Raw genomic sequence first — 25,980 nt, 5'->3', positions numbered from 1 at the left:
TTGCGCTGACCCGGCAGCGTGTTATCATCTTGGCAGACCGGTTACATCCCCTTAACTGCTGTTTAAGAGAACACTATCATGACGGATAAATTGACTTCTCTGCGTCAGTACACCACTGTCGTAGCTGATACCGGAGATATTGCGGCAATGAAGCTGTATCAGCCTCAGGATGCCACGACTAACCCTTCCTTGATTCTTGGCGCGGCTCAGATCCCTGAGTACCGTAAGCTGATTGATGACGCTATCGTCTGGGCCCGCGCTCAGAGCAGCGATCGCGCTCAGCAGGTTATCGACGCTTCCGATAAGCTGGCGGTGAATATTGGTCTCGAAATCCTTAAGCTGATTCCAGGCCGTATTTCTACCGAAGTTGACGCTCGTCTCTCCTATGACACCACGGCATCCATCGCTAAAGCTAAACGCATCATCAAGCTCTACAACGATGCGGGCATCGGCAACGATCGCATTCTGATCAAACTGGCTTCTACCTGGCAGGGCATCTGCGCCGCCGAGCAGCTGGAAAAAGAAGGCATCAACTGTAACCTGACTCTGCTGTTCTCCTTCGCTCAGGCTCGCGCTTGTGCGGAAGCGGGCGTATTCCTGATCTCTCCGTTCGTAGGCCGTATTCTTGACTGGTACAAAGCGAACACCGATAAGAAAGAGTATGCGCCGGCGGAAGATCCGGGCGTGGTTTCCGTTAGCGAAATCTACGAGTACTACAAGCAGCACGGTTATGAAACCGTGGTGATGGGCGCAAGCTTCCGTAACGTCGGTGAAATCCTCGAGCTGGCCGGCTGCGACCGTCTGACCATTGCTCCGACGCTGCTGAAAGAGCTGGCGGAAAGCGAAGGCGCTATCGAACGTAAGCTGACCTTCAGCGGCGAAGTGAAAGCCCGTCCGGAACGCATCACCGAATCTCAGTTCCTGTGGCAGCACAACCAGGATCCGATGGCGGTAGACAAACTGGCGGAAGGTATCCGTAAGTTTGCCATCGACCAGGAAAAACTGGAAAAAATGATCGGCGACCTGCTGTAATCATTGCGCGTGGCCGGGCTTCCGGTCACGCTACTTCTTTTGAGCCCTGTCTGTATTTCCCTCCAGCGTGTATCATTCCGTCTAACTGCACTATTTGAACGGAATAACGATGAATACCTTACGAATCGGCTTAGTTTCCATCTCCGATCGCGCCTCCAGCGGCGTTTATCAGGATAAAGGCATCCCGGCGCTTGAAGAGTGGCTGGCGCGTGCGCTGACGACCCCTTTTGAGATCCAGAGCCGCCTGATCCCCGATGAACAGGTGATTATCGAGCAAACGCTATGCGAGCTGGTTGACGAAATGGGGTGTCATCTGGTGTTAACCACCGGCGGTACCGGCCCCGCGCGGCGCGACGTGACGCCGGATGCGACGCTGGCGATTGCCGATCGCGTGATGCCGGGCTTTGGCGAACAGATGCGTCAGGTGAGCCTGCACTTTGTCCCGACGGCCATTCTCTCCCGCCAGGTCGGGGTGATCCGTAAGCAGGCGCTGATCCTCAATCTACCCGGCCAGCCGAAGGCTATTCAGGAAACCCTGGAAGGGGTCAAAGATGCCGACGGCCAGGTGCTGGTGCATGGCGTCTTTGCAAGCGTACCGTATTGTGTACAGTTGCTTGAAGGGCCTTACGTCGAGACTGCGCCGCAAGTGGTAGCGGCTTTCCGCCCAAAAAGCGCAAGACGCGAAAGTTTATCCTGAATTTGATGCTTTCCTGACATAACCTGCAATCCTGGTGGTGTGCCGTTTTATTTACGATATAGTGTTTTTACTTTACATATTGCGTGATAACACCTACGTACCTCTGGATGAATAGCTCGTTATGTCACAACATACCCGACCTCTGAATCGACAAGACTATAAAACTCTGACGCTGGCCGCCCTTGGCGGGGCGCTGGAGTTTTATGACTTCATTATCTTCGTCTTCTTTGCCGCCGTCGTCGGCGAGTCTGTTCTTCCCGGCGGATATCCCGGAGTGGCTGCGCCAGGTGCAGACCTTCGGCATTTTCGCTGCCGGATATCTGGCGCGCCCGCTCGGCGGCATTATCATGGCCCACTTTGGCGATCTGGTCGGGCGCAAGAAAATGTTTACCTTGAGCATTTTGCTGATGGCGCTGCCGACGCTGGCGATCGGCCTGCTGCCGACCTATGAATCGATGGGGATCGTCGCCCCGCTGCTGCTGTTGCTGATGCGCGTGCTGCAGGGCGCGGCTATTGGCGGTGAGGTTCCCGGCGCCTGGGTGTTTGTTGCGGAGCACGTGCCGGAGAAAAAAATCGGTATCGCCTGCGGCACGCTGACGGCGGGCTTAACGGTGGGGATCCTGCTGGGGTCGGTGGTGGCGACGCTGATTAATACCAGCCTCACGCCGCAGGGCATCCATGACGGCGGCTGGCGCATTCCTTTCCTGCTGGGCGGCGCGTTTGGCCTGGTGGCGATGTATTTACGCCGCTGGCTGCAGGAGACGCCAATCTTCCTCGAAATGCAGCAGCGTAAAGCATTAGCTCAGGAGCTGCCGGTTAAAGCCGTGGTGCTGAAGCACCAGAAGGCCGTGGTGGTCTCAATGCTGCTGACCTGGCTCCTGTCCGCCGGCATCGTGGTGGTGATTCTGATGTCGCCGGTGTGGCTGCAAAAGCATTACGGCTTTGCGCCGGCCCTCACCCTGCAGGCGAACAGTATTGCGACGATTATGCTGTGTGTCGGCTGCCTGCTGGCGGGTCTGGCGGCCGATCGCTTTGGCGCCAGCCGAACTTTTATCGTCGGCAGCCTTCTGCTGGCGGTCTCCAGTTGGGCGTTCTACCACCTTTCCGGCACCTCGCCTGAACAGCTTTTCCTCCTGTACGGCACCGTAGGGCTGTGCGTTGGCGTGGTGGGGGCGGTGCCTTATGTCATGGTCCGCGCCTTCCCCGCGGAAGTGCGCTTTACCGGGATTTCATTCTCGTACAACGTCTCCTACGCCATTTTCGGCGGCCTGACGCCGATTGCCGTCACTATGCTGATGGGCGTGTCGCCGATGGCTCCGGCGTGGTACGTGCTGGCGCTTTCGCTGATCGGGCTGGGGCTGGGAATTTGGCTGCGTCAGGGGCTGGGGAGAGATGCCGCCGTTGCGGCTGGCGAACTGCAGCGCCTGCCTTAGCGCGGCTGCGAAATACCCTCGCCGTCAGGCGAGGGTATCGTCGATCATTGCGGCGCGCCGATCGGCAGAATGGTGCGGCCAAACTGCTCGTTGAGCACTTCACCCATCGCCAGATAAATGGCGCTGCCGCCGCAGACCAAACCAATCCAGCCCGCGATTTTAACGATGCCTTCGTTATCGGCCAGGTGACCAATTGCCAGCAGGGCAAACAGTACGGTCAGGCTGAGGAAGACGAACTGCAGCATCCGGGCGGCTTTTAGGGTACCGAAGAACATAAACAGCGTGAAGACGCCCCACAGTCCGAGATACATGCCCAGGAAGTGCGCGTTCGGCGCCTCTGCCAGGCCCATTTTCGGCATGAGAAGAATCGCGACCAACGTCAGCCAGAAGGAGCCGTAGGACGTAAAAGCGGTTAAACCAAAGGTGTTACCTTTTTTGAACTCCAGCAGGCCTGCGAAAATCTGCGCAATGCCGCCGTAAAAAATGCCCATCGCCAGGATAGCTACATCAAACGCGAAAAGGCCGCTATTCGCCAGGTTAAGCAGAATAGTAGTCATGCCGAAGCCCATAAGGCCCAGCGGTGCCGGATTAGCCAACTTAGTGTTGCCCATAATTCCTCAAAATAATGATTAGAAAGGGAAGCATTACCCCGCCGCGCGGCGGTGGGGCGCGGCATAATAATGAGGTGTCGTCAGGCTGTCTATGATCTGGCGAGGTATTTTTCGCCAATTTTATACTCTGGCCGAACGATGGCGGGCATTTGCCTGAAGTCGGGTGGGGGATGATGGTCGTAAGGCTATGATCCGTTTAGCTTCAGGCCCCTCAAAGTCGGGACGAATCCTCCGCAGCAAGCGTATGGTTTTAATCATCATTCATTTAAAGGGCCATCGCGGATGAACGATGTGAAGCTCGTTTTTTCGCGCCATATCGGCAAAACCCTCGCGTCGTCGCCCGGCTTCGTGGAACGATGAAAATAAAAATTTTTTTGCTTCCCCCCTTGATGAAGCAGTGGGCGACCCCATCTTGTAGTCAACCGCAGTGAATGAACCTGAAAAAAAAAGATGTTGGGCAGTTGAAACCGCACGTTTCGCCCTTATTACAGGTTCACAACCACATGTTGACTGAATTTTTAGTGGAGACGTTTAGATGGGTAAAATTATTGGTATCGACCTGGGTACTACCAACTCTTGTGTAGCGATTATGGATGGCACTACTGCTCGCGTGCTGGAAAACGCCGAAGGCGATCGCACCACGCCTTCTATCATTGCTTATACCCAGGACGGTGAAACTCTGGTTGGTCAGCCGGCTAAACGTCAGGCAGTGACAAACCCGCAAAACACCCTGTTTGCGATTAAACGCCTGATTGGCCGCCGCTTCCAGGATGAAGAAGTTCAGCGTGACGTTTCTATCATGCCGTACAAAATTGTTGCCGCAGACAATGGCGACGCATGGCTTGATGTGAAAGGCACCCGCACCGCACCGCCGCAGATTTCTGCTGAAGTGCTGAAGAAAATGAAGAAAACCGCGGAAGATTACCTGGGTGAGCCGGTAACTGAAGCCGTTATCACCGTACCGGCATACTTCAACGATGCTCAGCGTCAGGCGACGAAAGACGCCGGTCGTATCGCGGGTCTGGAAGTTAAGCGTATCATCAACGAACCGACCGCCGCTGCGCTGGCCTACGGTCTGGATAAAGAAGTTGGCAACCGTACTATCGCGGTTTACGACCTCGGCGGCGGTACCTTCGATATCTCTATTATCGAAATTGACGAAGTTGACGGCGAAAAAACCTTCGAAGTTCTGGCAACCAACGGTGATACCCACCTCGGCGGCGAAGACTTCGATAGCCGTATGATCAACTACCTCGTTGACGAGTTTAAGAAAGATCAGGGCATTGACCTGCGTAACGACCCGCTGGCGATGCAGCGCCTGAAAGAAGCGGCAGAAAAAGCGAAAATCGAGCTTTCTTCCGCTCAGCAGACCGACGTGAACCTGCCGTACATCACCGCAGACGCCACCGGTCCGAAACACATGAACATCAAAGTGACCCGTGCGAAACTGGAAAGCCTGGTAGAAGACCTGGTTAACCGTTCTATCGAGCCGCTGAAAGTTGCGCTGCAGGATGCCGGCCTGTCCGTATCCGACATCCAGGACGTTATCCTGGTCGGTGGTCAGACTCGTATGCCGATGGTGCAGAAGAAAGTTGCCGAGTTCTTTGGTAAAGAGCCGCGTAAAGACGTTAACCCGGATGAAGCTGTTGCTATCGGCGCAGCGGTTCAGGGCGGCGTACTGACTGGCGAAGTTAAAGACGTTCTGCTGCTGGACGTGACCCCGCTGTCGCTGGGTATCGAAACCATGGGCGGCGTGATGACTGCGCTGATCAACAAGAACACCACGATCCCGACCAAGCACAGCCAGGTGTTCTCCACGGCGGAAGATAACCAGTCGGCGGTAACTATCCACGTGATTCAGGGCGAGCGTAAACGCGCCTCCGATAACAAATCACTGGGTCAGTTTAACCTCGACGGCATCAACCCGGCGCCGCGCGGCATGCCGCAGATCGAAGTAACCTTCGATATCGATGCCGATGGTATCCTGCACGTCTCCGCGAAAGATAAAAACAGCGGTAAAGAGCAGAAAATTACCATTAAAGCGTCTTCCGGCCTGAACGAAGAAGAGATCGCCAAAATGGTTCGTGAAGCGGAAGCGAACGCGGAATCTGACCGTAAGTTCGAAGAGCTGGTTCAGACCCGCAACCAGGGCGACCATCTGCTGCACAGCACGCGTAAGCAGGTTGAAGAAGCGGGCGACAAACTGCCGGCTGACGACAAAACCGCGATCGAGTCTGCGCTGACCGCGCTGGAAGCTTCCCTGAAAGGTGAAGATAAAGCCGATATCGAAGCGAAAATGCAGGCGCTGGCTCAGGCTTCCCAGAAGCTGATGGAAATTGCCCAGCAGCAGCATGCTCAGCAGCAGGCTGGCGGCGCTGAAGCTTCCGAAAGCAATGCGAAAGACGATGACGTCGTCGACGCTGAGTTTGAAGAAGTGAAAGATAAAAAATAATCGCCCTTTGAACGGGTAAAATACTGGCACGGGCGAAGAGGTTTCCTCTCCGCCCGTGCACGCATGTTAAGGGGCTGAAAACACCAATGGCAAAGCAAGATTATTACGAGATTTTAGGCGTTTCCAAAACAGCGGAAGAGCGTGAAATCAAAAAGGCGTACAAACGCCTGGCCATGAAATATCACCCGGACCGCAACCAGGGCGATAAAGAGGCCGAAGCTAAATTTAAAGAAATCAAAGAAGCCTACGAAATCCTGACGGATGACCAGAAGCGTGCGGCCTACGATCAGTACGGCCACGCCGCGTTTGAGCAGGGCGGCATGGGCGGCGGTGGCGGTGGTTTCGGCGGCGGCGCGGATTTCAGCGATATCTTTGGCGATGTTTTCGGCGACATCTTCGGCGGTGGCCGCGGTCGTCAGCGCGCGTCGCGCGGGGCTGACCTGCGTTACAACATGGATCTGACGCTGGAAGAAGCGGTTCGCGGCGTAACGAAAGAGATCCGTATCCCGACTCTGGAAGAGTGCGACGTCTGCCACGGCAGCGGCGCGAAATCGGGCAGCAAGCCGCAGACCTGTCCGACCTGTCACGGTGCCGGCCAGGTGCAGATGCGTCAGGGCTTCTTCGCCGTTCAGCAGACCTGTCCGCACTGTCAGGGCCGCGGAACGCTGATTAAAGACCCGTGCAATAAATGCCACGGTCACGGTCGGGTAGAGAAAACCAAAACGCTGTCGGTTAAAATCCCGGCGGGCGTAGACACCGGCGATCGCATTCGTCTGTCTGGCGAAGGTGAAGCCGGCGAGCACGGCGCTCCGGCCGGCGATCTGTACGTTCAGGTGCAGGTCAAACAGCACGCCATCTTTGAGCGTGAAGGCAATAACCTGTACTGCGAAGTGCCGATTAACTTCACCATGGCGGCGCTGGGCGGCGAGATCGAAGTGCCGACGCTGGATGGCCGCGTGAACCTGAAGGTGCCTGGCGAAACGCAGACCGGCAAGCTGTTCCGCATGCGCGGTAAAGGCGTGAAGTCCGTACGCGGCGGCGCGCAGGGCGATCTGCTGTGCCGCGTGGTGGTTGAAACGCCGGTTGGCCTCAACGACAAGCAGCGCCAGCTGTTGAAAGAGCTGCAGGAAAGCTTCGGCGGCCCGACGGGTGAGAACAACAGCCCGCGCTCGAAAAGCTTCTTTGACGGCGTGAAGAAATTCTTCGACGATTTGACGCGCTAATCATCGCGCTGTGTAAAAAGCCACTTTATCGCAAAGTGGCTTTTTTATTTCTCGCCGCCTATCTGCTAATAATGCCTGAAACTCGCGATCGGACACCTTGCTGATCCTTCTGTTTTATTTCGTAAAAAACGATCGAAAAGGCAATAATAATCTTATTTTTTCGATCTGTTGTGGCGATTAGAATAGCTTAAACGATGAGTCATCCTGATAGAGAGAGTAAAAAGTGAAACATTTGCAGCGTTTTTTAAGTAGCGATGCTTCCGGGGGCATTGTCCTCATTTTTGCCGCTGTGCTGGCGATGCTGTTGGCAAATACCGACGCCACCAGCGGTCTGTATCACTCCTTTTTGGAAACGCCCGTTCAGCTGCGCGTTGGCGCGTTAGAAATCAACAAGAACATGCTGCTGTGGATTAACGATGCGCTGATGGCCGTCTTCTTTCTGCTGATTGGCCTCGAAGTGAAGCGCGAGATGCTGCATGGCGCGCTGGCCAGCCGTCGGCAGGCGGTTTTTCCGGCGATCGCCGCGCTGGGCGGAATGGTGGTTCCGGCGCTGATTTATCTGGCGTTTAACGCTCAGGATCCGCTGGCCCGGCAAGGTTGGGCCATTCCGACGGCGACCGATATCGCCTTTGCGCTGGGCGTGCTGGCGCTGCTGGGAAGCCGGGTGCCCACCGCGCTGAAAGTATTCCTGATGGCGCTGGCCATTATTGATGACCTGGGGGCGATCGTTATCATTGCCCTGTTCTATACTCACCACCTCTCGATGCTGTCGCTGGTGGTCGCGGCCGGAGCCATCGTCGTGCTGGCGGCACTCAATTGGTGCGGCGTACGGCGGACCGGTATTTATATTCTGGTGGGCGTTGTGTTGTGGACCGCGGTGTTGAAATCCGGCGTGCACGCGACCTTAGCCGGGGTAATTGTCGGCTTTATGATCCCACTGAAGGAGCAGGACGGCAAATCGCCGGCCAGGCAGCTTGAGCACGTTCTGCATCCGTGGGTGGCCTGGCTGATTTTGCCGCTTTTCGCCTTCGCCAATGCCGGCGTGTCGCTGCAAGGAGTGATGCCTCAAGGGCTGACCTCGCTACTGCCGCTGGGCATTATTGCCGGATTGTTAATTGGTAAGCCATTGGGTATTAGCCTGTTCTGCTGGCTGGCGCTGAAGTTCCGATGGGCTTCATTGCCGGAGGGCGCCACCTATAAACAGGTTATGGCCGTCGGCGTGCTGTGCGGGATTGGCTTCACCATGTCGATTTTCATCGCCAGTCTGGCCTTCGGTAGCGTGAGCCCTGAATTAATCACCTGGGCGAAGCTGGGGATCCTGACGGGATCCCTCATGTCGGCGGTCATCGGCTATACGATTCTTAGGATGCGGATGGCGGCTCCCGCCGCCGTTTAACCTTCAAGCGAGAGCCGGCAAAGGCTCTCGCGGCATTATCAGGGAGAGAAATATGTCGCATATGAATTACAACCACCTTTATTACTTCTGGCACGTCTACAAGGAAGGCTCCGTGGTCGGGGCGGCGGAAGCGCTATTTCTGACGCCACAGACCATCACCGGGCAAATTAAAGCGCTTGAAGAGCGCCTGCAGGGCAAGCTGTTTAAGCGTAAGGGCAGGGGACTGGAGCCGAGCGAGCTGGGTGAACTGGTGTTCCGCTATGCCGACCGCATGTTTACGCTAAGCCAGGAGATGCTGGATATCGTCAACTATCGCAAGGAGTCTAATCTGCTGTTCGACGTTGGCGTGGCGGATGCGCTCTCGAAGCGGCTGGTGAGCGGCGTGCTGGATGCCGCGGTGGTTGAGGATGAGCAGATCCATCTGCGCTGCTTTGAATCGACCCACGAGATGCTGCTGGAGCAGCTGAGCCAGCATAAGCTCGATATGATTATCTCCGATTGCCCCATCGATTCAACCCAGCAGGAGGGGCTGTTCTCGGTGCGCATCGGCGAATGCAGCGTGAGCTTCTGGTGTATGAATCCGCCGCCGGAGAAGCCGTTTCCCGCCTGCCTTGAGGAGCGCCGCCTGCTGATCCCCGGCCGGCGTTCGATGCTGGGCCGCAAGCTGCTGAACTGGTTTAATTCGCAGGGGCTCAAGGTTGAGATCCTCGGGGAGTTTGATGACGCGGCGCTGATGAAGGCGTTCGGCGCGGCGCACAATGCGATTTTTGTCGCGCCGACGCTCTACGCGCATGATTTCTACCACGACGAGTCGATTACAGAGATTGGCCGGATGGAGAACGTGATGGAGGAGTATCACGCCATTTTTGCCGAGCGCATGATCCAGCACCCGGCGGTACAGCGTATCTGTAACCGCGACTACTCGGCGCTCTTCACCTCACCGCCGCGCTGACGGGCGGCAGATTTCAGGCATAAAAAAACCCGCTTTCGCGGGTTTTTCTACAAAGCGATAACAAGCGGGCGATTAAGCCAGTTTGTTGATCTGAGCGGTCAGGTTTGCTTTATGACGCGCAGCTTTGTTTTTGTGGATCAGACCTTTAGCAGCCTGACGGTCCACGATCGGTTGCATTTCGTTAAATGCTTTCAGTGCAGTAGCTTTGTCGCCAGCTTCGATAGCTGCGTATACTTTCTTGATGAAAGTACGCATCATAGAGCGACGGCTAGCGTTGTGCTTGCGGGCCTTTTCAGACTGAACGGCGCGCTTCTTAGCTGATTTGATATTAGCCAAGGTCCAACTCCCAAATGTGTTCTATATGGACAATTCAAAGGCCGAGGAGAATGCCCGTTTAGCCTTCTTTTGTCAATGGATTTGTGCAAATAAGCGGCGCTTAAAACAACGACGCTTTATTACGTAGTGATGGCGCAAGATTCTATCAGCTTGTTGCAGGCGAATACAGCCTTTCCACCATAAAAATCGACGGGCCCGCGCAGTTTTCCCCGCATTGCGGCGCTGAGTTGATGAATTCTCGGGATCTTTCAACGAAGAGGTGCAATCGCTGGTTAACGTCGCCAGTTGTACAAGGTATACTCGGACGATTTTCACTGTTTTGAGCCAGACATGAAGCTGATACGCGGCATACATAATCTCAGCCAGGCCCCGCGCGGGTGCGTGCTGACCATTGGTAATTTTGACGGCGTGCACCGCGGGCATCAGGCGCTGCTGCAGCGGCTGCGCGCAGAGGGCCGCCAGCGTGGCTTACCGGTGGTGGTGATGATTTTCGAACCGCAGCCGCTGGAGCTGTTTGCCGCCGATAAGGCGCCCGCACGCCTGACGCGCCTGCGTGAAAAGCTGCGCTATCTGGCGGAAAGCGGCGTCGACTACGTGCTGTGCGTGCGGTTCGACCGACGCTTTGCCGCCCTGACCGCTCAGGACTTTATCAGCGAACTGCTGGTCCGCCGGCTGGGCGTGCAGTTCCTCGCCGTGGGCGATGATTTCCGCTTTGGCGCTGGTCGTCAGGGGGATTTCTTGTTATTACAGAAAGCCGGGGCGGAGTTTGGCTTTGACGTCACCAGCACCCAGACCTTCTGTGAAGGCGGCGTCCGCATCAGCAGCACCGCGGTGCGGCAGGCGCTGGCGGATGACGATCTGGCTCTCGCAGAAACCCTGCTGGGCCATCCGTTTACCATCTCCGGACGCGTGGTCCACGGCGATGAACTGGGGCGCACCATCGGCTTCCCGACGGCGAACTTACCGCTACGTCGTCAGGTTTCCCCGGTTAAAGGGGTCTATGCGGTGGAAGTGACGGGGCTTGGCGACAAACCTTTGCCGGGGGTCGCCAATATCGGCACTCGCCCAACGGTCGCCGGCGTCCGTCAACAGCTGGAAGTGCATCTGCTGGACGTTGTAATGGACCTCTACGGTCGCCATATAGATGTAATACTGCGTAAAAAAATACGTAACGAACAGCGATTTGCGTCGCTCGATGAGCTGAAGGCGCAAATTGCACGTGATGAGTTAACGGCCCGAGAGCTTTTTGGGCTGACCAGCCAGGCATAAACCTGTTGGTGTTTATCAAACCGAAATACGGAACCGAGAATCTGATGAGTGACTATAAATCCACCCTGAATTTGCCGGAAACAGGGTTCCCGATGCGTGGCGATCTCGCCAAGCGCGAACCGGGAATGCTGGCGCGTTGGACCGATGATGATCTGTACGGCATCATCCGTGCGGCGAAAAAAGGCAAAAAAACCTTCATTCTGCATGATGGCCCTCCTTATGCGAATGGCAGCATTCATATTGGTCACTCGGTTAACAAGATTCTGAAAGACATTATCGTTAAGTCCAAAGGGCTGGCGGGCTACGATTCTCCCTACGTTCCGGGCTGGGACTGCCACGGTCTGCCGATCGAACTGAAAGTGGAGCAGGAATACGGCAAGCCGGGTGAGAAGTTCACCGCGGCCGAGTTCCGCGCCAAGTGCCGCGAATACGCCGCGACCCAGGTTGACGGCCAGCGTAAAGACTTTATCCGTCTTGGCGTGCTGGGCGACTGGTCGCATCCGTACCTGACCATGGACTTCAAAACCGAAGCCAATATCATCCGCGCGCTGGGTAAAATCATCGGCAACGGCCACCTGCACAAAGGCGCGAAGCCGGTGCACTGGTGCGTCGACTGCCGCTCCGCGCTGGCGGAAGCGGAAGTTGAGTATTACGACAAAACCTCTCCGTCTATCGACGTGGCGTTCCATGCGGTCGATAAAGCGGCGGTGCTGGCGAAATTCGGCGTCGCCGACGTCAGCGGCCCGGTTTCCCTGGTTATCTGGACCACCACGCCGTGGACCCTGCCGGCTAACCGCGCCATCTCCCTGTCGCCGGAGTTCGACTATGCGCTGGTGCAGGTTGACGGCCAGGCGCTGGTCCTGGCGAAAGACCTGGTTGAAAGCGTGATGAAGCGTACGGGCGTTGCGGATTACACCATTCTTGCGGTGGTCAACGGCGCCGGGCTGGAGCTGATGCGCTTTAAGCATCCGTTCCTCGACTTCGACGTTCCGGCGATCCTCGGCGACCACGTTACCCTCGATGCGGGTACCGGAGCGGTGCATACCGCCGGCGGCCACGGCCCTGACGACTACACCATCAGCCAGAAATATGGTCTGGAAATCGCCAATCCGGTGGGGCCGGACGGCGCCTACCTGCCGGGAACCTGGCCGTCGCTGGACGGTATCAACGTCTTCAAAGCTAACGACATCATCGTTGAGCTGCTGCGTGACAGTGGCGCGCTGCTGCACGTCGAAAAAATGCAGCACAGCTATCCGTGCTGCTGGCGCCACAAGTCGCCGATCATCTTCCGCGCCACGCCGCAGTGGTTCGTCAGCATGGATCAGAAAGGCCTGCGCGCGCAGTCGCTGAAAGAGATCAAAGGCGTGCAGTGGATCCCGGACTGGGGCCAGGCGCGTATCGAATCGATGGTTGCCAACCGTCCTGACTGGTGTATCTCCCGTCAGCGTACCTGGGGCGTTCCGATGTCCCTGTTCGTGCATAAAGAGACCCAGGAGCTGCATCCGCGCACCCTGGAGCTAATGGAAGAAGTGGCGAAGCGCGTTGAGGTTGACGGTATTCAGGCGTGGTGGGATCTCGACTCCCGCGACATCCTCGGTGCCGATGCCGACAGCTACGAGAAAGTGCCGGATACCCTCGACGTGTGGTTCGACTCCGGCTCTACCCACTCCTCGGTGGTGGACGTGCGTCCGGAGTTTGCCGGTCACGCCGCCGATATGTATCTGGAAGGTTCCGACCAGCACCGCGGCTGGTTCATGTCCTCGCTGATGATCTCCACGGCGATGAAGGGCAAAGCGCCGTATCGCCAGGTGCTGACCCACGGCTTTACCGTTGATGGCCAGGGCCGCAAGATGTCCAAATCCATCGGCAATACCGTCTCTCCGCAGGACGTGATGAACAAGCTGGGCGCGGATATCCTGCGCCTGTGGGTGGCTTCCACCGACTATACCGGCGAAATGGCGGTCTCCGATGAGATCCTCAAACGCGCCGCCGACAGCTATCGTCGCATCCGTAACACCGCGCGCTTCCTGCTGGCGAACCTTAACGGTTTCGACCCGCAGACCGACATGGTGAAACCGGAAGAGATGGTGGTGCTCGATCGCTGGGCGGTGGGCTGCGCGCAAGCGGCGCAGGAAGATATCCTCAAAGCCTACGAGTCCTACGATTTCCACGAAGTGGTGCAGCGCCTGATGCGCTTCTGCTCCATCGAGATGGGCTCGTTCTACCTCGACATCATCAAAGACCGCCAGTACACCGCGAAGGCGGACAGCGTGGCGCGTCGCAGTCTGCCAGACCGCGCTGTTCCACATCGTGGAAGCGCTGGTGCGCTGGATGGCGCCGATCATGTCCTTCACCGCCGACGAAATCTGGGGCTACCTGCCGGGTTCCCGCGAGAAATACGTCTTCACCGGCGAGTGGTATGAAGGCCTGTTTGGCCTGGCCGACGACGAAGCGATGAACGATGGCTTCTGGGACGAGCTGCTGAAAGTACGCGGCGAAGTCAACAAGGTTATCGAGCAGGCGCGCGCCGACAAGCTGGTGGGCGGCTCTCTTGAGGCGGCGGTGACGCTGTATGCCGATAGCGAGCTGGCGGCGAAGCTGCACGCGCTGGGCGATGAGCTGCGCTTTGTCCTGTTAACCTCCGGGGCGAAAGTTGCCGATTACGCGCAGGCGCCAGCTGATGCCTGGCAGAGTGAACTGCTGAAGGGTCTGAAGGTGGTGCTGAGCAAAGCGGAAGGCGATAAGTGCCCACGCTGCTGGCACTACACCAGCGACGTCGGCAAGGTGGCGGAACACGCGGAAATCTGCGGTCGCTGTGTCAGCAACGTCGCCGGTGACGGCGAACAACGTAAGTTTGCCTGATGAGTAAATCTGTCTGTTCAACCGGGCTACGCTGGCTGTGGGTCGTCGTCGCCGTGCTGATTATCGATCTGGGCAGCAAATTCCTGATCCTCCAGAACTTTGCTCTGGGGGATACGGTTTCGCTGTTCCCATCGCTGAACCTGCACTATGCGCGCAACTACGGCGCTGCCTTTAGCTTCCTCGCCGATAGCGGCGGCTGGCAGCGCTGGTTCTTTGCGGGGATCGCCCTCGGCATCTGCGTGATTCTGACGGTGCTGATGTACCGCTCAAAGGCGACGCAGAAGCTGAATAACATCGCCTACGCGCTGATTATTGGCGGGGCGTTAGGCAACCTGTTCGACCGGCTGTGGCACGGTTTTGTCGTCGATATGATTGATTTCTACGTCGGTGAGTGGCATTTCGCCACCTTCAACCTGGCCGATACCGCCATCTGTATCGGCGCGGCGCTGATTGTGCTGGAGGGCTTTTTGCCCGGCGCTGCGAAGAAAACCGCGTAATCCTTGCCGGGTGGCGTTTTCGCCGGCCCGGCCTACATTATAAGCGTACCCCGCCGCCGCGCGGGGGAAACGCAGAACCAACTTAGAGCAAACCTGCATGTCAAACTCTGTACAGAGCAACAGCGGGGTGCTGGTGCACTTCACGCTGAAACTTGATGATGGCTCCACCGCGGAGTCTACGCGCAATAACGGCAAGCCGGCGCTGTTCCGTCTCGGCGATGCTTCGCTCTCCGAGGGGCTCGAGCAGCACCTGCTGGGGCTGAAGGCGGGGGATAAAACCAACTTCTCTCTCGAGCCTGATGCCGCGTTTGGCGTACCCAGCCCGGACCTGATTCAGTACTTCTCCCGCCGCGAATTTATCGATGCGGGCGAGCCGGAAATTGGCGCAATTATGCTCTTTACCGCAATGGATGGCAGCGAAATGCCCGGCGTGATTCGGGAAGTTAACGGCGACTCTATCACCGTTGATTTCAACCATCCGCTGGCCGGGCGCACCGTTCATTTTGATATTGAAGTGCTGGAAGTCGATCCGGCGCTGGAGGAGTAAAATGCAGATCCTGTTGGCTAACCCGCGCGGCTTCTGCGCCGGCGTTGACCGTGCTATCAGCATTGTCGAAAACGCGCTGACGCTGTACGGCGCGCCGATCTATGTTCGTCATGAAGTGGTGCATAACCGCTATGTGGTCGATAGCCTGCGCAAGCGCGGCGCTATTTTTATCGAGCAAATCGGTGAAGTGCCGGACGGCGCGATCCTGATTTTCTCCGCCCACGGTGTCTCGCAGGCGGTACGCAACGAAGCGAAAAACCGCGACCTGACGGTCTTTGATGCCACCTGTCCGCTGGTGACCAAGGTGCATATGGAAGTGGCTCGCGCCAGCCGCCGCGGCGAAGAGTCGATTCTGATCGGTCACGCCGGCCACCCGGAAGTCGAGGGGACGATGGGCCAGTACAGCAACCCGCAGGGGGGCATGTACCTGGTGGAGTCGCCGGACGACGTCTGGACGCTGGAGGTGAAAAACGACGCCAGGCTGTCGTTTATGACCCAGACCACGCTCTCCGTTGATGACACCTCTGATGTCATTGACGCCCTGCGCGAGCGCTTCCCGAAAATTGTCGGGCCGCGTAAAGACGATATTTGCTATGCCACCACCAACCGCCAGGAAGCGGTACGCGCGCTGGCGGAGCAGGCGGACGTGGTGCTGGTGGTGGGGTCGAAGAACTCCTCCAACTCCAACCGTCTGGCCGAACTCGCGCAGCGCATGGGGAAAGCGGCGTATCTGATCGATGATGCGGCCGATATCCAGGAGTCGTGGGTCAAAGCGGCTAAATGCGTGGGCGTGACCGCCGGCGCATCGGCGCCGGATATTCTGGTGCAGAACGTGATCGCTCGCCTGCAGGAGTTGGGCGGCGGCGAAGCGGTGCCGCTGGAAGGGCGCGAAGAGAATATTGTCTTTGAAGTGCCTAAAGAGCTGCGGGTTGATGTCCGTGAAGTAGAGTAAGTTCTTTACGCCGTCAGTATGCGAAGATGCCAGACTTAACGTCCGGCATTTTTTTTGGAGAATTTATGCGCTTACCGATCGTTCTTGATACCGATCCCGGCATTGATGATGCGGCGGCGATCGCCGCCGCGCTGTTCGCGCCCGAGCTGGATCTACAGCTGATGACCACGGTGGCCGGCAACGTGTCGGTGGAGAAAACCACCCGCAATGCGCTGCAGCTGCTGCATTTCTGGAACGCCGACGTTCCGCTGGCTCAGGGAGCCTCGATGCCCCTGCTGCGCCCGCTGCGCGATGCGGCCTCCGTGCACGGCGAGTCGGGGATGGAGGGATATGATTTTGTCGAGCATGACGGCCAGCCGCTGCAGAAGCCGGCGTTTCAGGCCATTCGCGATGCGCTGATGCACGCCCCGCAGCCGATGACGCTGGTGGCCATTGGCCCGCTGACCAACATTGCGCTGCTGCTGACGCAGTATCCGGAGTGTCGGTTTAACATTCGCCGTCTGGTGATTATGGGCGGCTCCGCCGGGCGCGGTAACTTCACCCCCAACGCCGAGTTCAATATTGCCATCGATCCGGAAGCCGCGGCCAAAGTGTTTCAGAGCGGGCTGGAGATCGTGATGTGCGGGCTGGATGTCACCAATCAGGCCATGCTGGCGCCGGAGTATCTCGCCACGCTGCCGACGCTGAACAGGACCGGGAAAATGCTCCACGCGCTGTTCAGCCACTACCGCAGCGGCAGCATGGAGAGCGGGCTGCGCATGCATGACCTGTGCGCCATCGCCTGGCTGGTTCGCCCGGAGCTGTTTACCCTTAAATCGTGCTTTGTGGCGGTCGAAACGCAGGGGAGCTGGACGGCGGGCACCACGGTCGTTGATATCGAAGGCCGCCTTGGCCAGCCGGCCAACGCCAGCGTGGCGCTGGACCTGGACGTGGCAGGCTTCCAGCGCTGGGTCGCGGAAGTGCTGGCGCTGGCGCCATAGGCCGCTTAGCGGCGATAAATTTTCTCGCTGAGATAGTCAATCATGGCCCGCATTCTGGCGGGCATATGTTTATTGCCCGCCCACAGCAGCCACAGCTGGCCGGAGTAGCTGCTGATAAACTCCCATTCAGCCAGCACCTGGACGATCTCCCCGCGCTCCAGCGCTTCGCGGGCGGTAAACAGCGGCAGGCTGCCAATGCCTAAATTCTGCTTCACCGCGTCCAGCCGCACGGCGGTGTGGTTGGCGGCGTAGCGTCCCCGGGTCTGAACGGTCTCTGTTTTTCCTTCACGACGAAATTTCCAGCGCGCATCGGCAGGCGTTTCGCCGAGGCTGATGCAGCTATGGGCGCGCAGATCCTGCGGATTTTGCGGCGCGCCGTGCTGCTGTAAATAGTGCGGGGTGGCGCAGATCACGTGGCCGATCGGCATTAGCGGCCTGCCGTGGAGTCCCGGCGAAGGCGAATGGGTGATGCGCAGCGCCAGGTCGATACCATCATCAATCAGATCCAGATAGCGATCTTCGAGACGCAGGCAGACGTCAACCTGCGGAAAGCGGGTCAGAAACTCAGTCATCAGCGGATGGATAACAAACCGCCCGACGGCCTTCGGCACGCTGAGCGTCAGCTTGCCCTGCGCCACCTGCTGGGTGCTGCTGGCGGCATCCATCGCCAGGCGCGCGGCTTCCAGCATCTCCAGCGCATGGGCGTAAACCGTTTTGCCGGCATCGCTCAGGCGGAGTTTGCGCGTGGAGCGGTGCAGCAGCTTGCTGCCCATCTCCCGTTCAAGGCGCGAGACGCTGCGGCTGACCGCCGAGGGCGTGGTTCCCGCAAGCCGGGCGACCGCGGAAAAGCTGCCCTGCTCGACGATTTGCACGAAGAGGGCCAAATCGGGAAGTAAGCTTAAGTTCATTTGTGCTCTCTAAGCAAAGGTGCATTGACGGATGGCAGGATTATCGCTGCGCGTATTATCAATATACTGTGCGCAAAGAGAGGAGAACAACCATGACCGAACGTCTTTATTACACCAGCGATGCCACCGAAGGGCGCGCGCGGGTGGTGAGTCTGCGTAGAGCAGGCCGATGGCCGCTACGCAATAGAACTGGACCGGACGCTGTTTCATCCGCAGGGCGGCGGGCAGCCGGCGGATCGCGGCTGGATAGCGGAGATCGCCGTTGAAGGGGTGACGGCGTTTGGCGACAGCATTCTGCACCTTGTCCCGCAGCCGCTGGTCCCGGGCGAGGTGGAGATGCGGATTGATGCCACGGTGCGGCATCAGCATGCCCGCCTGCACTCCGCTGGCCACCTGATTGGCCTGGCGGGAGAGCAGTACGGCTGGCAGCCGACGAAGGCCCATCACTGGCCCGGAGAGGGGCGGATTACCTTCACTTCGGGCGCTAACGCGGCCCTGCCGGAGGCCGGCGCGCTGCAGGCAAAGATTGCCGGCTGGCGGGCGGAAAACCTGCCGCGCCATATCTCCGTGACCGACGGGCTGCGCAGGGTAGGATTTGGTTCCCTGCCTGCCTATCCCTGCGGCGGAACCCACGTTGCCAGCCTCTCCGAGCTGGGCGAGGTGGCGATCGCTCAGGTGAAAATGAAAAAGGGCCAGCTGATCGTGAGCTACACGCTGGCGTGAAGGTACATTTGCGGTGCCGGCTGTGACATCCGCTACAAAGTCATCCGCTCGCCCTTGGGTTAATCGATTAATCAGCTAAGCTGATTGTGCTGTTCTCCTTGGGCCGGAGACAAATATGAATCCTTTCTTTTTCCAGCCGCCGCAGGTGGCGTGGGCCAGCGGCCTGTTTTCCGACGGCCCGCTGCTGCGCAAGTCGACGCGTATTCAGGATCTGGTCGGCGTTTTTGCCGATGAACGAACCCGTCTGACGATGGCGGGCGACCGCGTAGTGTACGAAGTTGAGATGCTCGATACCTCCTCCGCACCGGGCGAGCTTTATACCGGCGTAACCCGTCTCCAACCCGGCAAAGTCGGGGATGAATTTTTTATGACCCGCGGGCACTTTCACGCCCGCCGCGAGCAGGGCGAAGTCTACTTCGGCCTGCGCGGCGGCGGCCTGCTGCTACTGCAAAACGAGCGCCGGGAAACCCGTCTGGAGAAGGTTTTCGCCGGCTCGGTGCACGTTATCCCCGGCTATACCGCCCACCGCCTGATCAACACCGGCAGCGATATTCTGTCGGCGCTGGCGGTGTGGCCTGCCGCTGCCGGGCATGATTATGCGGCGCTGGACGGCGGCTTCAGGCTGCGGGTCGTGGAGGAGAACCAGACGATTCAGGCAAAGGAGGTGCAGAATGGCTGACTCCGCCCGCGCCTGGGGCCTGGATATGACGATTCACCAGAACCCTCCTGGTTTTAGCTACGGCAATGACGTGACCGGGCCGATGCCGGAAATCCGTCGCCTCGATCAGATCCGCGCCTCGCTGCGCGATCCGCACTGTACAGAGCCGGATGAGGTCTATGCGATCGCCATGGACGTGGCGCGCATGCAGGATCGCGATGAGCTGAAAAAGCGCATGCTGCTGTTTGGCGTCGTGACCTACGCCGCCGGAAGGCTGGGGGAAGAGCCGGTGCGCAGCCAGGGCCATATTCATCGTATTAGCCAGCACAGCGGCTGGTCGCCGCCGGAGCTGTATGAGATCTGGCAGGGGAGGGCGATTATCTATATGCAGGAGCGGGTGGAGGACGACCCGGGCCGCTGCTTTGCGGTAATTGCCGAACCCGGCGATAAGGTGCTGGTGCCGCCGGGCTGGGGGCACGCGACCATTTCCGCCGATCCCGAGGTGCCGCTGACCTTCGGCGCCTGGTGCGATCGGGAGTACGGCTTTGAATATGATGCCGTGCGGGCGCATAAGGGGCTGGCGTGGTACCCGCTGCTGCAGGACAAGCACATTATCTGGCAGCATAATTCACGCTATCTTCCCGGCCGCCTGCAGGCGATTACGCCGCGCCGGTACGTCGAGTTTGGCATCACCTCCGCGCCGATTTATCAGCAGTTTATCGACGATCCCGCCCGCCTGCAGTTTATCTCCAGCCCCGACAGGACGGCGGAGCTGTGGCACAACTTTCACCCATAAAAAAACCGGGGCGCGATGCCCCGGTTCAGATATTGGCGCTCCAGGCGGCGACCCCGGCTTGCGAAGCGGGGCCGCGTTCGCGGCTAGCCGGCAAACAGGCCGCTGGCGACGCCTGCCGCAGCCAGCACCAGCAGCATGACCATCGCCTTCACCGGCGAAACGCCGCGCTTCGCCATTAAATACCAGGTTCCCAGCACCACCACCAGCGGCAGGAGTTGCGGGAATATGCCGTCCAGCATCTGTTGGATGTGGATATTGACGCCGTCGCGGGTAATGAACTCCAGCCCGGTTCCCAGCTTCACGTAGCTCGCCGCGACGCCGCCCATCACGAAGACGCCGAGCAGCGACAGGGCCTCGCGCAGGCGGGTGGAGCGGCTGCTGACCAGCATCTCCACCGAGCCGGAGCCCATTTTGTAGCCTTTTAAAAACAGGAACCACGAGCCGGGGATAATAATCGCCAGCCAGGCGACGATATAAAACAGCGGCCCGAGGACGTTGCCGCCCGCCGCCAGCGCCATGCCGATACTCAGCAGAATAGGGATCAGCATGCCCGGGATCATCGAGTCGCCGATCCCGGCGATCGGCCCCATCAGGCCAACCTTCAGGGTGTTGATCGTCTCACCGCCGATGGGCTCGCCGTTGGCTTTTTTCTCTTCCAGTCCGAGCACCATCCCATTAACGATCGCGCCGATCTGCGGCTCGGTATTGTAGAAGGAGGCGTGGCGGCGCAGCATTTCCGTGCGCTGGGCGGCGTCCGGATAGAGCTTTTTTGCCACCGGCAGCATACTCAGGCAGAAGCCGAACGACTCCAGGCGCTCAAAGCTCATCGACGAGAGATTGTGCATCATCCACGCCCGCCAGCAGCGGCGCAGATCTTTACGGTTCAGGGTACGTTCTTCCATCAGAATTCATCCTCATCATCGACGACCGGCCTGCTGCTCTCAGCCTGCTGCGGTTCCGGCTTATAGTTGTAGTGGATCAGCGCCAGCAGCGAGCCCACGATCACCAGCGCGACCATGTTGAGCTTTAAAAAGACGATGCAGACGAACCCGACGAGAAAATAGATCAGCATGCTGTAGTTCTTGATGATCTGTTTAAGCAGAATCGCGATCCCCACCGCCGGCAGAATGCCGCCCAGCACGTTCATCGTCGCGAGCACGATTTTCGGCAGGCTGTCCATAAAGCCGCTGATGTACTGGGCGCCAAAATAGACCGCAATAAAGGTGGGAACAAAACGCAGAATGAAGTTGCTGACCTGCGGCCAGATCGCGCTGTTCAGATAAATACCGCGCTCATCGCCGCGCTCCAGCGCCACGTCGGCACGATGGTTCCAGAAGGAGTTCAGCACCATCATCGCGTTGAACAAAACCGTGCCGGCGATACCGATAGTCGCCGCCAGCGCCACCGCGACTTCCGGTCCTTTACCCGACAAAATACCCAGCGCAATCGCCGGCCAGGCGACGAAGTTGAGGTCGGCGGGCATTGAGCCGCCCGGCGTCACCATGGCGATATACACCGCCTGGACCGCAACGCCTATCACGATCCCGGTCTTCAGGTCGCCTAAAATCAGGCCGACCAGCATGCCGGAGACCAGCGGCCGGGTAATTAGATACCAGCCGCCGGTCAGGCCTAAAAGCCAGGGGCTACTGAGGGCCCCGAGGTAACAAAGAATGCCAATCAGCGTAGCTTCTCATCCGCTCCTTATTTCAGCTTCTGCCGCGCGTCCTGCCAGCTGTAGCAGCTGGCATCTGGCACCAGACGGAATTCAACGTGATGCCCGCGCTGCACCAGCCAGTCAAAGGCGGCGATCTCGGCGGCGTTAACCGACTGATTCGGCCCAATGGTGGTGGTATCGGCGCGGGCGCTCATCGGGCCAACGTTGATTTTGCCGTTGCCATTTTTCAGGCTGATCCCCGCCGCTTCCAGGCGCTGTAAGGTGACCGGGGATTTGCCGATCACGAAATAGCGTTTCTCGCTGGCGATGACTTTGGGTAACTTTTCAATGGCCGTGGCGGTGTCAAACAGCCAGACCTTGAGGTCCTGCACGGCGCCTTTCATCACCGATGAGAGGAGCGGGTCGGCCGCGACGGCGTCGTCAATCGCCACGATCCCGTCGCAGGGCAACTCTTTGGCCCAGCGCGTCACGAGCTGCCCATGGATCACCCGGTCGTCAATACGTACAAAAGAGATACTCATCAGCGTTTTCCTCTAAAAATCATCTGGCTGAACGGCTAAAACCGGGGTGGCTTTAATCAGGGTTGGTACGGTTAACGCCAGCAGCCGTTCGGCAGCGGCGTGGACATCCGTCAGGTGGAAAATTTCGTCACACTGCAGCAGCATCGGGAAATTCACCCCCGCCAGTACGGCGACGGGGGGCGTTGTCTGCGCGGAGAAGGCGTGCAGGCAGGCGACGTTCCACGGCGTTCCGCTTTGCATATCGCACAGCACCAGTACGCCGTCGGCCTGCTGCCCGGCGCCGTCCAGCGCGCGGGCAAAATCCTGCTTAAAGCCTTCGATGCCCGCCTGCTCGTCGAGGGTGACGGTTGCGATAGACGGCAGCTCGCCGTAAACCATCCTTCCGCTGGCCAACAGGGCGTCAGCCAGCGGGCCGTGAGTGGCAACAATAACGTTAATCATGACCTTATCCTCTTACCCAGGCTTTGATGGTGGCCAGCTGCTGTCCGCTGCCTTTACCCGCCGGCGAAATACGGTACTCCCCGACGGCGGCCGGAATGATAAAGGTCTCGGCGTAGCGCACGCTGAAGGGGGCAAAGGCGCCGCTCGGGCTGTCGACCACCGCTTCTGCACCCTCTACCAGGTTCAAAACGTTAACCCCGCCGTGGGTATGGTGGGTGACCGGCGCGCTGAACCAGTGGCGGCGGGTCTCGATAAACTCGCGCTCGTGCATTCCCGTGCGCTCCTCCCGCCAGCCTTCACCTTCGGCAATGGGCTCAAGGCGGTTAACCAGGTTGTCGTTGACCCACCGCGTATCGCGCTGCCAGTCAATAACCTGTTCGCCGTGCTGCAGATGCACCGGGCGAGGCAATCCGTCTAAACCTAAACGTCCCCAGTCCCAGAGCTTGAAGGTGAAAATATACGGCGTGGCGCTGATTTCGAGCACCATTGCGCCGCGCCCTGAACAGTGCACCGTACCGGCAGGGATAAGAAAGTGATCGTGCTTGCGCGCCGGGATTTGGTTAACGAAGCGCCGATCGTCGAAGGCTTTCTCGCCGCGACCGGCGGCCTGCAGATCGGCGAGCATCTCCTGCGGTTCGATCCCCGTTTTCGTCCCGAGGTAGACGACGGCTTCCGGCTCCGCCTCAAGGATGTAGTAGCTCTCATCCTGGGTGTAGTGCATACCAAACTGCTGCTGGATATATTCGGTTATCGGATGAACCTGGAAACTCAGGTTTTGCCCGCCGATGGTGTCGAGAAAATCAAACCGGATCGGGAACTCGGCGCCGAAGCGGGCGTGGACTTTTTCACCCAGCAGCGCGCGGGGGTGCAGCAGCACCAGGTCCTGGGAGGGGATCTCGATCCGTACGTCACCAAAACGCAGTAACAGGCTGTTTTCCTCGGGCACGCAATCAAAACACCACGCGTAGTTGGCGGCCGTAGGATCGAGATCGAACCGTTGCTTCATCCACTGTCCGCCCCAGACGCCGGGAGCGAAGAAGGGGACAACGCGGAAAGGCTGGGTGGTGGTCTGCCGTAGCCCGGCGCGCAGCGCTTCGCCGCTGACCAGGGCCGGAGCCTCTTTTATCGTGGTATCAAGTAAAAAATCGGCGCGTTTGAGCAGCGGCACCTTATGGCGATCGAAGACGCGCCACTCAATGAAAAAGGCGCGCTTGTAGCGGCGGAGGATATCTTCATCCTGATTATCCGCCCCCCAGTTCCCCAGGCCGCTATGGCGCATGCGCTGCTGGATCTCCCAGCGCGGCATGTCGGCGTACACCAGCAGATCGCCGGGATGAACCAGCGCCGCGCCGGGCCCATAGATGAGCACCACGCCCTCGCTGGCGGCCGCGACCTGCTGGCGCAGCTGCTCCAGTTTTGCGGGATCGAAAAACTCGTCCAGCTGGTGGCAGGAAAGCACGCCGAACACGCGGTCGTCGGTAAGATTGCGCGCCAGCAGGGCGTGGATGGCCTGCTCGTCGCGGCGGGCGGACTCGACGTTAAGCGTCAGCGCGCCGCCGAGCGTCGGCAGCAGATGCAGTTCCAGCTCTTCCAGCCGCACGCCGGGATAGCAATCGACAACCAGCACGGTTCTCGCGGCCGCCGACGTCCTCGCGCTAAGCGCGGTACGGATGGACTCCCAGCCCTGCCAGGCGTGGTCGTCATAGCCCCGAACCGCAACCTCAGGGTATTTGTTATAGGTGGTTTGCATTTTCACTCTCCATATTGGCTAAATGAAGATTAATCGATTAACCTTGTTTTGGCAGTGTGGTTAACGCGATTAACCCGCCATAATCGACAAGTCAGGCGGCGAAAGGGCCTTTAATGTGAGGACTGTCACAGGGAAAAATCCATAACTTGGGTTATTCGATTAACCTGTGGTGAATAAACGGGAGGGGTGATGACGACAGTGACGCTGGCGCAGGTGGCGGAAAGAGCGGGGGTATCAACGGCGACCGTTTCGATGGTGCTGCGTAACCGGGGGCGGATTTCGCAGGCCACGCGCGAAAGGGTACTCAAGGCGCTGGATGACGCGGGTTATGTCTACAACCAGACCGCCGCCAATCTGCGCAACCGCAGCAGCAATCAGGTCGGGCTGCTGCTGCACGATATTACTAACCCCTTTTATGGCGAGATGACGGCGGGTCTGAGCCATGAAATGGAGCGGCACGAGCTGCTGCTGTTTCTGGCTAACAGCGAAGAGTCGGGGGAACGCCAGCAAAAATTTGTCGATTCGCTGATGCGCAACAACGCCTGCGGCATGGTGCTGTGCGCCGCGCGGGAGACGCCGCCCTCATTTTTTGACGCCCTGAAGCGGCGCAATATTCCGGCCATTATGGTGGTTCGCCCGCTCAGCGATCCGGATTTTGATTTCGTCGGCACCGATAACTTCCTCGGCACCCAGATGGCGACGCGGCATTTGCTGAAAATGGGCCACCGGAATATTGCCTTTATCGGCGGCAGCCCGAGCTCGGGCACCCGGGCGCAGCGCATCGGCGGCTTTACCAGCACGCTGCTGGAAAGCGGGATCTCGCCCAACCCGCTGTGGATTGTTACCGCGCAGGCCAGCCAGATTGACGGTGCGAGGGTCGCGGAGGATCTGCTGTCCCGCTATCCGCAGATTACGGCGGCGGTCTGCTATCAGGATATCGTGGCGCTGGGGGTGATGCAGGCGCTGCGCAAAGCGGGCCGCGAACCGGGGCGGGATTTCGCGCTGGTGGGCTTCGATGATATTACCGAAGCGGCGCTGGTTCAGCCGGCGCTGACCACCGTATCGGTGGCGGCGAAAGAGATCGGCCGTAAAGCGGGGGAGCTGCTGTATAGCCGCATTCAGGGGAATGATGAGCCGCCGAAACGGATTATCCTGCCGCCGGCGCTGGTCATCCGTGAATCATGCGGATTTCGCCGGGAAGAGTCAGCGATATCAGGTCGTTAGCGGCGCGTTTCGCATGCTATCTGCCGGCGAAGCGGCGCTTTCGCG

22 protein-coding genes and 4 pseudogenes are annotated in these 25,980 nt (G+C 58.8%); 18 read left to right on the top strand and 8 right to left on the bottom strand.

The features are described from left to right. Positions 1 to 78 precede the first annotated feature (78 nt). The 3 genes and pseudogenes from tal to ABOC21_RS20935 all read left to right on the top strand — a co-directional run bounded on the left by tal (position 79) and on the right by ABOC21_RS20935 (position 3,162). Positions 79 to 1,032 (top strand): transaldolase, encoded by a 954-nt coding sequence (gene tal / locus ABOC21_RS20945; RefSeq protein ID WP_426813139.1) that lies wholly within the window; start codon positions 79 to 81, stop codon positions 1,030 to 1,032. Between the two features lie 109 nt (positions 1,033 to 1,141). Next, complete coding sequence (gene mog, locus ABOC21_RS20940; protein ID WP_426813138.1) at positions 1,142 to 1,729, top strand: molybdopterin adenylyltransferase; 588 nt, start codon at positions 1,142 to 1,144, stop codon at positions 1,727 to 1,729. Between the two features lie 121 nt (positions 1,730 to 1,850). Continuing rightward, positions 1,851 to 3,162 (top strand): annotated as a pseudogene (locus ABOC21_RS20935) (MFS transporter). Between the two features lie 44 nt (positions 3,163 to 3,206). On the opposite strand, the gene satP reads toward ABOC21_RS20935, so the two are convergent. Beyond that, on the bottom strand, positions 3,207 to 3,773 hold the full coding sequence (satP, locus tag ABOC21_RS20930) for an acetate uptake transporter (protein ID WP_426813137.1): 567 nt from the start codon (positions 3,771 to 3,773) through the stop codon (positions 3,207 to 3,209). A 535-nt stretch (positions 3,774 to 4,308) separates the two neighbouring features. On the opposite strand from satP, the gene dnaK reads away from it, so the two are divergent. The 4 genes from dnaK (at position 4,309) to nhaR (ending at position 9,796) form a co-directional block, all read left to right on the top strand. Further along, positions 4,309 to 6,225 carry a molecular chaperone DnaK gene (dnaK, locus tag ABOC21_RS20925; protein WP_426813136.1) on the top strand — a complete coding sequence of 639 codons (1,917 nt, stop codon included), beginning with the start codon at positions 4,309 to 4,311 and terminating at the stop codon, positions 6,223 to 6,225. A gap of 86 nt (positions 6,226 to 6,311) precedes the next feature. Further along, the gene (dnaJ, locus tag ABOC21_RS20920; protein ID WP_045860025.1) at positions 6,312 to 7,448 is read left to right on the top strand and encodes a molecular chaperone DnaJ; all 1,137 of its coding nucleotides are present in this window, start codon (positions 6,312 to 6,314) and stop codon (positions 7,446 to 7,448) included. Positions 7,449 to 7,671: 223 nt separating this feature from the next. Continuing rightward, entirely contained in the window at positions 7,672 to 8,844 is a 1,173-nt protein-coding gene (gene nhaA / locus ABOC21_RS20915) for a Na+/H+ antiporter NhaA (RefSeq protein WP_426813135.1), read from the top strand. A gap of 52 nt (positions 8,845 to 8,896) precedes the next feature. Beyond that, positions 8,897 to 9,796: a transcriptional activator NhaR gene (nhaR, locus tag ABOC21_RS20910; RefSeq protein WP_426813134.1), complete on the top strand. Its 900-nt coding sequence runs from the start codon at positions 8,897 to 8,899 to the stop codon at positions 9,794 to 9,796. A gap of 72 nt (positions 9,797 to 9,868) precedes the next feature. Here the strand turns inward: nhaR and rpsT are convergent, their stop codons facing one another. Continuing rightward, positions 9,869 to 10,132 (bottom strand): 30S ribosomal protein S20, encoded by a 264-nt coding sequence (rpsT, locus tag ABOC21_RS20905; protein ID WP_003018940.1) that lies wholly within the window; start codon positions 10,130 to 10,132, stop codon positions 9,869 to 9,871. 330 nt (positions 10,133 to 10,462) lie between these two features. Here rpsT and ribF point away from each other — a divergent pair, with 330 nt between their 5' ends. The 7 genes and pseudogenes from ribF (at position 10,463) to rihC (ending at position 17,239) form a co-directional block, all read left to right on the top strand. Continuing rightward, a complete protein-coding gene (gene ribF, locus ABOC21_RS20900; RefSeq protein WP_426813133.1) occupies positions 10,463 to 11,401 on the top strand; it encodes a bifunctional riboflavin kinase/FAD synthetase in 939 nt (312 codons plus the stop codon). Positions 11,402 to 11,445: 44 nt separating this feature from the next. Beyond that, a pseudogene (ileS, locus tag ABOC21_RS20895) lies at positions 11,446 to 13,906 on the top strand (isoleucine--tRNA ligase); the annotation flags it as partial. A gap of 219 nt (positions 13,907 to 14,125) precedes the next feature. Beyond that, positions 14,126 to 14,263: pseudogene (locus ABOC21_RS20890) on the top strand (zinc finger domain-containing protein); the annotation flags it as partial. Continuing rightward, positions 14,263 to 14,760, top strand: a complete 498-nt coding sequence (lspA, locus tag ABOC21_RS20885; RefSeq protein ID WP_045860018.1) for a signal peptidase II — start codon at positions 14,263 to 14,265, stop codon at positions 14,758 to 14,760. The pseudogene ABOC21_RS20890 and the gene lspA, both read left to right, overlap by 1 nt. A 97-nt stretch (positions 14,761 to 14,857) precedes the next feature. Next, a complete protein-coding gene (gene fkpB / locus ABOC21_RS20880) occupies positions 14,858 to 15,307 on the top strand; it encodes an FKBP-type peptidyl-prolyl cis-trans isomerase (protein WP_045860016.1) in 450 nt (149 codons plus the stop codon). Position 15,308: 1 nt separating this feature from the next. Next, a complete protein-coding gene (ispH, locus tag ABOC21_RS20875; RefSeq protein ID WP_426813132.1) occupies positions 15,309 to 16,259 on the top strand; it encodes a 4-hydroxy-3-methylbut-2-enyl diphosphate reductase in 951 nt (316 codons plus the stop codon). A 65-nt stretch (positions 16,260 to 16,324) separates the two neighbouring features. After that, complete coding sequence (gene rihC / locus ABOC21_RS20870) at positions 16,325 to 17,239, top strand: ribonucleoside hydrolase RihC (RefSeq protein WP_426813131.1); 915 nt, start codon at positions 16,325 to 16,327, stop codon at positions 17,237 to 17,239. Positions 17,240 to 17,244: 5 nt separating this feature from the next. Here the strand turns inward: rihC and ABOC21_RS20865 are convergent, their stop codons facing one another. Then, positions 17,245 to 18,147 (bottom strand): LysR family transcriptional regulator, encoded by a 903-nt coding sequence (locus tag ABOC21_RS20865; RefSeq protein ID WP_426813130.1) that lies wholly within the window; start codon positions 18,145 to 18,147, stop codon positions 17,245 to 17,247. 92 nt (positions 18,148 to 18,239) lie between these two features. Between ABOC21_RS20865 and ABOC21_RS20860 the strand changes: the two are divergent. The 3 genes and pseudogenes from ABOC21_RS20860 to ABOC21_RS20850 all read left to right on the top strand — a co-directional run bounded on the left by ABOC21_RS20860 (position 18,240) and on the right by ABOC21_RS20850 (position 20,324). Beyond that, positions 18,240 to 18,870, top strand: a pseudogene (locus ABOC21_RS20860) (alanyl-tRNA editing protein). A gap of 115 nt (positions 18,871 to 18,985) precedes the next feature. Beyond that, the gene (locus tag ABOC21_RS20855) at positions 18,986 to 19,549 is read left to right on the top strand and encodes a glucose-6-phosphate isomerase family protein (protein ID WP_426813129.1); all 564 of its coding nucleotides are present in this window, start codon (positions 18,986 to 18,988) and stop codon (positions 19,547 to 19,549) included. Next, positions 19,542 to 20,324: a glucose-6-phosphate isomerase family protein gene (locus tag ABOC21_RS20850; RefSeq protein WP_426813128.1), complete on the top strand. Its 783-nt coding sequence runs from the start codon at positions 19,542 to 19,544 to the stop codon at positions 20,322 to 20,324. The genes ABOC21_RS20855 and ABOC21_RS20850 overlap by 8 nt, the downstream gene beginning before the upstream one ends. Positions 20,325 to 20,407: 83 nt before the next feature. Here ABOC21_RS20850 and ABOC21_RS20845 read toward each other — a convergent pair whose 3' ends face one another. From ABOC21_RS20845 to ABOC21_RS20825, 5 genes are read right to left on the bottom strand one after another with little or no spacing between them, the layout of a single operon-like run. Further along, entirely contained in the window at positions 20,408 to 21,226 is an 819-nt protein-coding gene (locus tag ABOC21_RS20845; RefSeq protein ID WP_426813127.1) for a PTS system mannose/fructose/sorbose family transporter subunit IID, read from the bottom strand. Next, entirely contained in the window at positions 21,226 to 22,005 is a 780-nt protein-coding gene (locus ABOC21_RS20840; RefSeq protein WP_426815551.1) for a PTS mannose/fructose/sorbose/N-acetylgalactosamine transporter subunit IIC, read from the bottom strand. The genes ABOC21_RS20845 and ABOC21_RS20840 overlap by 1 nt, the downstream gene beginning before the upstream one ends. Before the next feature lie 20 nt (positions 22,006 to 22,025). After that, positions 22,026 to 22,520, bottom strand: coding sequence for a PTS system mannose/fructose/N-acetylgalactosamine-transporter subunit IIB (locus tag ABOC21_RS20835; protein ID WP_426813126.1), 495 nt, complete (start codon positions 22,518 to 22,520; stop codon positions 22,026 to 22,028). A 12-nt stretch (positions 22,521 to 22,532) separates the two neighbouring features. Next, a complete protein-coding gene (locus ABOC21_RS20830) occupies positions 22,533 to 22,961 on the bottom strand; it encodes a PTS sugar transporter subunit IIA (protein WP_426813125.1) in 429 nt (142 codons plus the stop codon). Positions 22,962 to 22,965: 4 nt separating this feature from the next. Next, positions 22,966 to 24,711: a class I mannose-6-phosphate isomerase gene (locus ABOC21_RS20825; RefSeq protein WP_426813124.1), complete on the bottom strand. Its 1,746-nt coding sequence runs from the start codon at positions 24,709 to 24,711 to the stop codon at positions 22,966 to 22,968. Positions 24,712 to 24,900: 189 nt separating this feature from the next. Here ABOC21_RS20825 and ABOC21_RS20820 point away from each other — a divergent pair, with 189 nt between their 5' ends. After that, positions 24,901 to 25,935 carry a LacI family DNA-binding transcriptional regulator gene (locus tag ABOC21_RS20820; protein WP_426813123.1) on the top strand — a complete coding sequence of 345 codons (1,035 nt, stop codon included), beginning with the start codon at positions 24,901 to 24,903 and terminating at the stop codon, positions 25,933 to 25,935. Positions 25,936 to 25,980 lie beyond the last annotated feature (45 nt).

This window comes from Klebsiella sp. WOUb02, assembly GCF_050058015.1.
Lineage (GTDB): Bacteria > Pseudomonadota > Gammaproteobacteria > Enterobacterales > Enterobacteriaceae > Klebsiella.
Note: the sequence above shows the minus strand (reverse complement) of the source record. Positions and strands in the feature narration are given on the sequence as shown.

Excerpts from the sequence above, each read along its gene's own strand:
- mog (WP_426813138.1), top strand. The coding sequence starts at position 1,142 with ATGAATACCTTACGAATCGGCTTAGTTTCCATCTCCGATCGCGCCTCC.
- lspA (WP_045860018.1), top strand. The coding sequence starts at position 14,263 with ATGAGTAAATCTGTCTGTTCAACCGGGCTACGCTGGCTGTGGGTCGTC.
- nhaR (WP_426813134.1), top strand. The coding sequence starts at position 8,897 with ATGTCGCATATGAATTACAACCACCTTTATTACTTCTGGCACGTCTAC.
- ABOC21_RS20825 (WP_426813124.1), bottom strand. The coding sequence starts at position 24,711 with ATGCAAACCACCTATAACAAATACCCTGAGGTTGCGGTTCGGGGCTAT.
- ribF (WP_426813133.1), top strand. The coding sequence starts at position 10,463 with ATGAAGCTGATACGCGGCATACATAATCTCAGCCAGGCCCCGCGCGGG.
- dnaJ (WP_045860025.1), top strand. The coding sequence starts at position 6,312 with ATGGCAAAGCAAGATTATTACGAGATTTTAGGCGTTTCCAAAACAGCG.
- ABOC21_RS20855 (WP_426813129.1), top strand. The coding sequence starts at position 18,986 with ATGAATCCTTTCTTTTTCCAGCCGCCGCAGGTGGCGTGGGCCAGCGGC.
- ABOC21_RS20830 (WP_426813125.1), bottom strand. The coding sequence starts at position 22,961 with ATGATTAACGTTATTGTTGCCACTCACGGCCCGCTGGCTGACGCCCTG.
- ispH (WP_426813132.1), top strand. The coding sequence starts at position 15,309 with ATGCAGATCCTGTTGGCTAACCCGCGCGGCTTCTGCGCCGGCGTTGAC.
- ABOC21_RS20845 (WP_426813127.1), bottom strand. The coding sequence starts at position 21,226 with ATGGAAGAACGTACCCTGAACCGTAAAGATCTGCGCCGCTGCTGGCGG.
- ABOC21_RS20865 (WP_426813130.1), bottom strand. The coding sequence starts at position 18,147 with ATGAACTTAAGCTTACTTCCCGATTTGGCCCTCTTCGTGCAAATCGTC.
- tal (WP_426813139.1), top strand. The coding sequence starts at position 79 with ATGACGGATAAATTGACTTCTCTGCGTCAGTACACCACTGTCGTAGCT.
- dnaK (WP_426813136.1), top strand. The coding sequence starts at position 4,309 with ATGGGTAAAATTATTGGTATCGACCTGGGTACTACCAACTCTTGTGTA.
- ABOC21_RS20820 (WP_426813123.1), top strand. The coding sequence starts at position 24,901 with ATGACGACAGTGACGCTGGCGCAGGTGGCGGAAAGAGCGGGGGTATCA.
- ABOC21_RS20850 (WP_426813128.1), top strand. The coding sequence starts at position 19,542 with ATGGCTGACTCCGCCCGCGCCTGGGGCCTGGATATGACGATTCACCAG.
- ABOC21_RS20835 (WP_426813126.1), bottom strand. The coding sequence starts at position 22,520 with ATGAGTATCTCTTTTGTACGTATTGACGACCGGGTGATCCATGGGCAG.
- fkpB (WP_045860016.1), top strand. The coding sequence starts at position 14,858 with ATGTCAAACTCTGTACAGAGCAACAGCGGGGTGCTGGTGCACTTCACG.
- rihC (WP_426813131.1), top strand. The coding sequence starts at position 16,325 with ATGCGCTTACCGATCGTTCTTGATACCGATCCCGGCATTGATGATGCG.
- satP (WP_426813137.1), bottom strand. The coding sequence starts at position 3,773 with ATGGGCAACACTAAGTTGGCTAATCCGGCACCGCTGGGCCTTATGGGC.